Origin of the sequence: Actinoplanes sp. NPDC049316 (assembly GCF_040677315.1) — a bacterium.
Taxonomy (GTDB): domain Bacteria; phylum Actinomycetota; class Actinomycetes; order Mycobacteriales; family Micromonosporaceae; genus Actinoplanes.
In genome coordinates, this window is the sequence record NZ_JBFAQM010000028.1 from 124,034 (window position 1) to 130,380 (window position 6,347).

Consider the following 6,347-nt stretch of genomic DNA (forward strand, 5'->3'; position numbering starts at 1 on the left):
GGGCAAACACGAAAGTTCCTCGGACCCTAGATGATCGCGGCCTCCCGAGGAAGGGCGCGGCGCACCGCGGCGGGCAGCGTGCGAAACGGGGTGACGGCCGGCGCCCCGTTCTTCTCCTCCCAGACGCCCTCGATGCGGCCGTTCACCACCAGCGTGGGGGAGATCCAGCCCTGCGGCCGGGAAACCGCGGACCTCGGCCCGCTGCTGATGACATCCAGCAGGCGCAGGGCGCCGACCACGTACGGGTCGAACGCGGGCAGTAACAGCACGGAATCCCTGCCCACGGGCCGCTCGGCCCCCGCCGGCAGAAAGCCGTGACCGTCCACCGGCTCCAGCTCGAGCCGCGCGAACGACTTGCGGGCCAGTGCGGGCTTCAGGTCGAACCAGCGCGCGAACTCGGCGAAGTCGGCCGGCCCGTACGCGTCCAGATAGGCCAGCGCCAGCCGATCGATCGCCGCCTCGGTCTCCACCGCCTCCCAGTCGCCGAACCACGCGCGCGGCGCCACGAACGTGACGTTGCGCCCGCGCGGCGGACCGGAGCAGAGCAGTCCCCGAAAAGCCAGCGGCTTGAGAATCGCCCCGAACCCCTGCGTGAGCGGCCCGCGCAGCTCCTCGTGCCGGGTCGCCGCGATCACCGCGTCGGCGAGCTCCTCCCGCGTCATCGGGACGTCGCCGAGCACGTCCGGCACGGCCGCGATGATGTCGGCCATCTGCGCCGCGGTCACCCCGTGGTAGCGCAGCCAGGAGCCGGTGGTCTCCCGGGTGCGGGTGCTCATCGCGGCCACCCAGAACGGCAGGTCGGCGGCGGGGAGCAGGTGCAGGGTGCCGCGGGCGGCCCAGGTGCGCACGAGCGTGCGGTCGCTCCACAGCGCCCTCTCCAGGTCGGCGACCGCCCCTGGCCGCCCGCCGGCGGCGGCCTGGTCGGCGACCGCGCCTGGCTGCAAGTCAGCCGTGGCCTGGTCGGTGGCCATGCCCAGGCGCAGGTCGGCCGCCGCTTGGGCGGACGACGCGACCTGGGCGTGGAGGCCGCCGATCCGCCCGGCCACCTCGACCACGTCCACACCTCGCTCGCCGCCGAGGAAGTGCCGCTCGATCCGCCGCCGCAGGATCTCGTCCAGTTTCATGAAGGTTCCTTCCCCCGGAGGCGATGCCCGCGCACTTTGGCCCGGTTGCCGCACCGGTCCATCGAGCACCAGCGGCGGTTACCGGGACGCGACGTGTCCAGATAGATCAGCGCGCAGTCGTCAGCGGCGCACATGCGTACCCGCGCAGCCGTGGGCGGGGTGAGCGCCGCAACCGCGTCCCGCGCGATCAGCGCGGCGAGCTGGTCGCCCCGCACGGGCCGGCGCCAGGCCCGGGCGCCGTCCGCCGCGATGAAAGGTACGGGCACAGCCATGCCCGCCACCTCGTTGATCACGGTGGCGGCCGCCGGCGGCACGGCTCCGCCGCCGGCTGTGGCCCACGCGCCGGCCCACACCGCCTCGCGCAGCCGCTTGACCAGCGCGAGCTCCTCCTCGGTCACCACGACATCGCCCGGCCGCACCCCGTGCGCGCGCAGGTCCAGCCTGCTCGCCGCCGCCCACCGCACGAAGTCGGCGGGGGAGTGCAGCACCTCGTAGCGCGCCCGGTGCCCCTCGCCGCCGGTCACGCTGGACAACTCGAGGCAGAGCGTTCCGGCGTCGAACGTGAACGCCTGGCCGTCCGGATGTCGCACCCGCATGTAACTGGTTATACCAGTTACGGCGCCGATCGGGACCGCCGGCGACGCCGGCCGGCTTGATCGACGCCCAGCCGGCAGGGCATGGCCGGCCGGGGCCTGCCCGCGACGCCGGCCGGCTTGATCGACGACCAGCCGGCAGGGCATGGCCGGCCGGGGCCCGCCCGCGACGCCGGCCGGCCTGACCGACGACCAGCCGGCGACTGCCGCAGTCGGCGGCCGGCCGGCCGGCCATGAGCGTCACCTCGCCGCCGGTCGACCACCCGCCGCCTCTTGCCTACGGAACCGCCGCCTCGCTCCGAGCCGGTTCCGCGTCGGAGACTCGACCTGATCCATTCAGGGCGCCGCCGTCCGGTGCTATCTCCCCAAGGGTTTCCAGGCGCGCCCGGATGCCGCCGCGGCTGCGGCCGAACTCCTCCATCAGCGCCCGCTCGCCGGCCCCGGCCCGGTAGCGGGCCACGAGGCGTTCGTCGTCCTCGGGGGACCATCGGGCGCCTCGGTTGGGGTAGCGCTTCGGCTTTTCCTCCGCCGGCCGGGTCGGTTTGCGCTGGTTGCGCAACGCCGAAAGGCCGGTGAGGGTCGACGCGAGGGCCTGGGTGACGTCGGGGAGGTCGAGGGGCGAGATCCCTCCGCTGATCTCGCTCACCGTCTCCCCGTCCGGGCCCCAGCCGATCAGTGAGAGGGCGATGGGGTCGTCACCCGTGCCCATGGCGGTGATCCGGTAGACGTTGCCACCCGTCGTGAAGTGGCGGTCCAGCTGGGTGTGGGGGCGCCGGTCCTGCTCCGGCGCGAACTCGTTGGTGTCCATGCGGCGAAGGTAGGGGTCCGCACCGACACTTTTTCGCGGGCGCGGCGCGGGTTCCGGCGTTTCGTGTCGGCGGGGCGACGATTCGGCGTCTCGTATCCGGTCAAAGTGGACATAGAGGCCGGGATGCGTCAGAGGATGGTCAGAATGCATCGTCATCACGGCCCGCGAAGCGATCGCTGTCCCCGCCAAAAGGTCTCAGCGGCGCCGGGACAGGCGGCTCTCGAGGATCCGTACGCCGGGGCCGTCCAGGTCGGACAGCGCCACCGTCCGCCCGCACATGGCCATCATCAATGCCTCCGCGGGCCCCGCGACCAGCGGTCCCACTCCGGAGAACCAGTTCAGGTCGGACGCCTCGAAGCGCAGCCCCGCGACCCGGCGCTTCGGCGTGAAGCCGATCGCCCGGCCGCCGGTCAGGAACTCCAGCGACACCTTGAGCCGGTCCAGCCGCAGACCGTGCGGCAATCCGAGGGGGCGGCGCATGTCCTGGCCGTGGACCTGCAGGTCAGTCAGCTGCCCCGCGTACCCGACGATGGGGGGTTTGAAGGGGTTTTCGGCGTTGTCGCGCAGGGCCTGGGCCAGGTCGGCCGCCGGACGGCCGGCTGTCAGCACCGCGAGTTGCGCATTCGCCTTGTGCAGGCGGAAGCCGTTGCGCGCCAGAAGCTGCAGCACTGGGACCGGTGGCTTGCCCAATGCCGCCAGCAGGTGACCGGCCACTTCCTTGACGGTCCACTCACCGCAGAGGCTCGGCGTGTCCAGCTGGCGCGGCTCCAGCGAGTCGACCAGGTCGGCGATGCGGCGTCGCTCATCGGCGATGGCGGCACGGATATCCACCGCGACAGGCTACCGGCCTGGCTTTCATCCGTACGCCGTGCAGCACGTCGCCGAGATTGTCGGAGGACGGGGCTAGGGTTCCGGCCATGACGTCAGGCGGGGGTCGCAAGCAGCTCGTGGCGGTGACGACGTGAGCCGCGCGGTCGAGGAGTCGAACCGCCGCATGCTCCGTGCCCGTGACGCGATGGACCGCGCCTATACGGAGCCGCTGGACATCCCCGCGCTGGCCCGGATCGCGCACGTCTCGCCCGCGCACTTCATCCGGACGTTCCGCGCGACCTTCGGGGAGACACCGCACCGTTATCTGCAGCGGCGCAGGGTGGAACGCGCCATGTTCCTGCTGCGGGAGACGGACAAGAGCGTGACGGAGGTGTGCATGACGGTGGGGTTCAGCAGTCTGGGCACGTTCAGCCGGACGTTCCACGCGATCCTCGGCGAGTCGCCCACGGCGTACCGGAAACGGGCGGTGCCGTCGGTGGTGCCGAACTGCTTCGGGATGGCCTACATGCGGCCGGCCTCCTTCCCGGAAGGAGGACCGTGACGGCACGTCATTTTTGGATAAGCATCGTGGCCGGGCCGGTCGTTAGCGTGAGTCCATGCTGAACAAGATCCGCATCACCCACGTCTTCGTCGCCGATCAGGACGAGGCACTCGACTTCTACGTCGGCAAGCTCGGGCTCGAGGTCGCCGACGACATCGACCTGGGCTTCATGCGCTGGCTCACCGTACGCGTGCCCGGCGACGACCCGGACCGAGTCATCCTGCTGGAGAAGCCCGGCCCGCCCGCGATGGACGCGCAGACGGCCGAGCAGCTGCGCGAGCTCATCGCCAAGGGGGCGAGCGGCTTCACGCTGGGCTTCAGCACCGACGACGCCCGCAAGACGTACGACGAGCTCAAGGCCAAGGGGGTGGAGCTGACGGACGGCCCGACGGAGCAGCCGTACGGCATCGACTTCGGCGGGCGGGACCCGTTCGGGAACCACTTCCGGGTCAGCCAGCCGGCCGGCTCGTAGCGATCCGTCCCGCCTGCCGCGGTCCGCGCGCTCACGAGCCCGGGCCGCGGCGCCGCCCGCGCCGGCTGGTTCGCCACCGGCTGTGCGGGCGAGGGCGGCCCGAAGCCCGGGCCCCGGCGCACGGGCGCTGCGATCGTAGGATGCCGTGGTGGGATCGCCTCGAGTGCCGCTTCGCCGCCTGGCCCCGGCATTGGCCGTGCTGATCCTGGCCCTGGCCGGCTGCACCCCTTCCCAGGATGAGAATCCGCCCCCGGCCGTCGCGGCGACTGACGGTTTCGGCGCTCCGAGCCCCTCCCCATCGCCGACGCCGCCCGCCTCCGCCGAGCCGAAGACCGTCAAGCCGACGATCGACAAGGCCGCCCTCAACTACTTCTTCAAAATCGCGCTGGGCGCCGAGTACGGAGACAGCATCCGTGTCGTCACCCGATGGACGAAGCCGGTCGTGACCGTGCGCGTCAACGGCAAGCCCAGCGCGGCCGACCGCGACTGCCTGGCTCGCGTCGTGTCGGATTTCAACAAACTGACGGCGACCACCGACCTGAAGCTGACCAAGGACGAAGCCGCCGACATCCAGGTGCATTTCGCGCCGGTGAGCCGCTTCAAGGCGCTGGAACCCGACTACGTGCCGAACAACGATGGCTTCTTCCACGTCGACTGGTCGGCCGGTTACGTCATCACGAACGCCAACGTGCTCATCCGGACGACGGGCATCACGCAACGGATCCGCTGCCACCTGATCCGCGAGGAACTCACCCAGAGCACGGGCCTGATGCGCGACGCGAACGACCATCCGTCGAGCGTCTTCTACGGCCAGTACTGGTCGGCCCCGGTCCGCTATTCGGCGCTCGATCAGAAGCTCATCAAGCTCCTGTACGGCGGAGCAGTCAATCCGGGCGACACGAAGAAGACGATCACCGCAGCGGTCACCATTTCGTAGCCGATAAACGATGTCCACCGATATCTCCACGGCGGGAATCGTCCCCTTGTTCTCGAGCCAGTGGGTCGTGCGCCGATCCTCGGGCCAGCCGACCCCGGGACCGTAGTCGGTGCCGACGCCGTCCCGGTGATCGGTGATCGTTCCCTGCAGCACGTACACGATGCCTGGCCTGCCCGCATGGTCGTGCACCGGGCCGAAGACGCCTCCCGGCTCCATGGTCACCATGCGCATGCGAAGCTGCCGCCCCTGCATGCCCTCGATCTCGCCGGCGAGGTCAACCGTCGCCAAAACCTTCACCTCGACACCTTGCGTCTCGTGCACCGCTCCTCCTCCGCAGATGACGCCTATTGTCAGCGCATATCCTTCCGCTGTTCACAAGGGAAGACATGAACTTCTGGCTCACCCTGCATTCGCGGACCGCGCCTTTCCATTCCGTCCAGGACGAGGTGGCTGATCGGATCACCCGCTGTTACGCCGGCCCTGCCTGGCTCATACGCCGGTTCCCCGCGCGCAGCTCTGTCCGGATGGACCTCCTCACGCACGACAAAGCCTCGGTCACCGTCGAACACCTGAAACATCATGGCTGCGACCGACTCCGCCGTCTGCTGGACGCTCGAACTTCTCTAGGGCAACCGAAGGACGATGCGCATCTGAACCATGACGATGGACTCATGGCTTCCACCGCAGACGACTACGCGTGGCTTTTCGAGCCGTTCTCCTGCGACTTCCGGGATTTCGAGGACGCCGCGCTGGCGGAGGCGTCGCAGGAGGCCGGCTTCGTCGGCGACCAAGGAGGCGGGTACACGCGGCATTACGCCGAAGCTGCCTTCGCGTTGGCCAGTCGCTTGGTCCGTCCGGACCTCACCCGCGCTGCACTGGAAGGCGCGACGTACGTCTACGCCAGCGTGCCGGAGCGGTGAGGCGGGACCGGGGTGGTGGGCGCGGCAGTGTGCTGGCTCAGGACATCGGAATAGGGTGTCTCGGGTCATCGGAATAGGTATGTCTCGGGTCATCGGCATGGCTGCGTGACCAAGCGGCCGC

8 protein-coding genes and 1 pseudogene are annotated in these 6,347 nt (G+C 70.2%); 4 read left to right on the top strand and 5 right to left on the bottom strand.

Features of this window, described 5'->3' with window-relative positions:
* Nucleotides 1–26: 26 nt before the first annotated feature.
* From AB0K03_RS32285 to AB0K03_RS32300, 4 genes are all read right to left on the bottom strand, one after another.
* On the bottom strand, nt 27–1,124 hold the full coding sequence (locus tag AB0K03_RS32285) for a winged helix DNA-binding domain-containing protein (protein ID WP_364692752.1): 1,098 nt from the start codon (nt 1,122–1,124) through the stop codon (nt 27–29).
* Complete coding sequence (locus AB0K03_RS32290) at nt 1,121–1,720, bottom strand: CGNR zinc finger domain-containing protein (RefSeq protein ID WP_364692755.1); 600 nt, start codon at nt 1,718–1,720, stop codon at nt 1,121–1,123. Before AB0K03_RS32290 ends, AB0K03_RS32285 begins: the two co-directional genes overlap by 4 nt.
* Before the next feature lie 274 nt (nt 1,721–1,994).
* A complete protein-coding gene (locus tag AB0K03_RS32295) occupies nt 1,995–2,525 on the bottom strand; it encodes a hypothetical protein (protein WP_364692758.1) in 531 nt (176 codons plus the stop codon).
* Nucleotides 2,526–2,720: 195 nt separating this feature from the next.
* The gene (locus AB0K03_RS32300) at nt 2,721–3,356 is read right to left on the bottom strand and encodes a maleylpyruvate isomerase family mycothiol-dependent enzyme (protein ID WP_364692761.1); all 636 of its coding nucleotides are present in this window, start codon (nt 3,354–3,356) and stop codon (nt 2,721–2,723) included.
* A gap of 130 nt (nt 3,357–3,486) precedes the next feature.
* On the opposite strand from AB0K03_RS32300, the gene AB0K03_RS32305 reads away from it, so the two are divergent.
* The 3 genes from AB0K03_RS32305 to AB0K03_RS32315 all read left to right on the top strand — a co-directional run bounded on the left by AB0K03_RS32305 (nt 3,487) and on the right by AB0K03_RS32315 (nt 5,306).
* Complete coding sequence (locus AB0K03_RS32305; protein ID WP_364692764.1) at nt 3,487–3,897, top strand: AraC family transcriptional regulator; 411 nt, start codon at nt 3,487–3,489, stop codon at nt 3,895–3,897.
* Nucleotides 3,898–3,952: 55 nt separating this feature from the next.
* Entirely contained in the window at nt 3,953–4,369 is a 417-nt protein-coding gene (locus tag AB0K03_RS32310; protein ID WP_199517091.1) for a VOC family protein, read from the top strand.
* 163 nt (nt 4,370–4,532) lie between these two features.
* Entirely contained in the window at nt 4,533–5,306 is a 774-nt protein-coding gene (locus AB0K03_RS32315; RefSeq protein ID WP_364692768.1) for a DUF2927 domain-containing protein, read from the top strand.
* Between the two features lie 30 nt (nt 5,307–5,336).
* Here AB0K03_RS32315 and AB0K03_RS32320 read toward each other — a convergent pair.
* A pseudogene (locus AB0K03_RS32320) lies at nt 5,337–5,558 on the bottom strand (cupin domain-containing protein); the annotation flags it as partial.
* A 134-nt stretch (nt 5,559–5,692) separates the two neighbouring features.
* On the opposite strand from AB0K03_RS32320, the gene AB0K03_RS32325 reads away from it, so the two are divergent.
* Nucleotides 5,693–6,226 carry a hypothetical protein gene (locus AB0K03_RS32325; protein ID WP_364692771.1) on the top strand — a complete coding sequence of 178 codons (534 nt, stop codon included), beginning with the start codon at nt 5,693–5,695 and terminating at the stop codon, nt 6,224–6,226.
* Nucleotides 6,227–6,347 lie beyond the last annotated feature (121 nt).

Excerpts from the sequence above, each read along its gene's own strand:
- AB0K03_RS32325 (WP_364692771.1), top strand. The coding sequence starts at position 5,693 with ATGAACTTCTGGCTCACCCTGCATTCGCGGACCGCGCCTTTCCATTCC.
- AB0K03_RS32290 (WP_364692755.1), bottom strand. The coding sequence starts at position 1,720 with ATGCGGGTGCGACATCCGGACGGCCAGGCGTTCACGTTCGACGCCGGA.
- AB0K03_RS32295 (WP_364692758.1), bottom strand. The coding sequence starts at position 2,525 with ATGGACACCAACGAGTTCGCGCCGGAGCAGGACCGGCGCCCCCACACC.
- AB0K03_RS32285 (WP_364692752.1), bottom strand. The coding sequence starts at position 1,124 with ATGAAACTGGACGAGATCCTGCGGCGGCGGATCGAGCGGCACTTCCTC.
- AB0K03_RS32310 (WP_199517091.1), top strand. The coding sequence starts at position 3,953 with ATGCTGAACAAGATCCGCATCACCCACGTCTTCGTCGCCGATCAGGAC.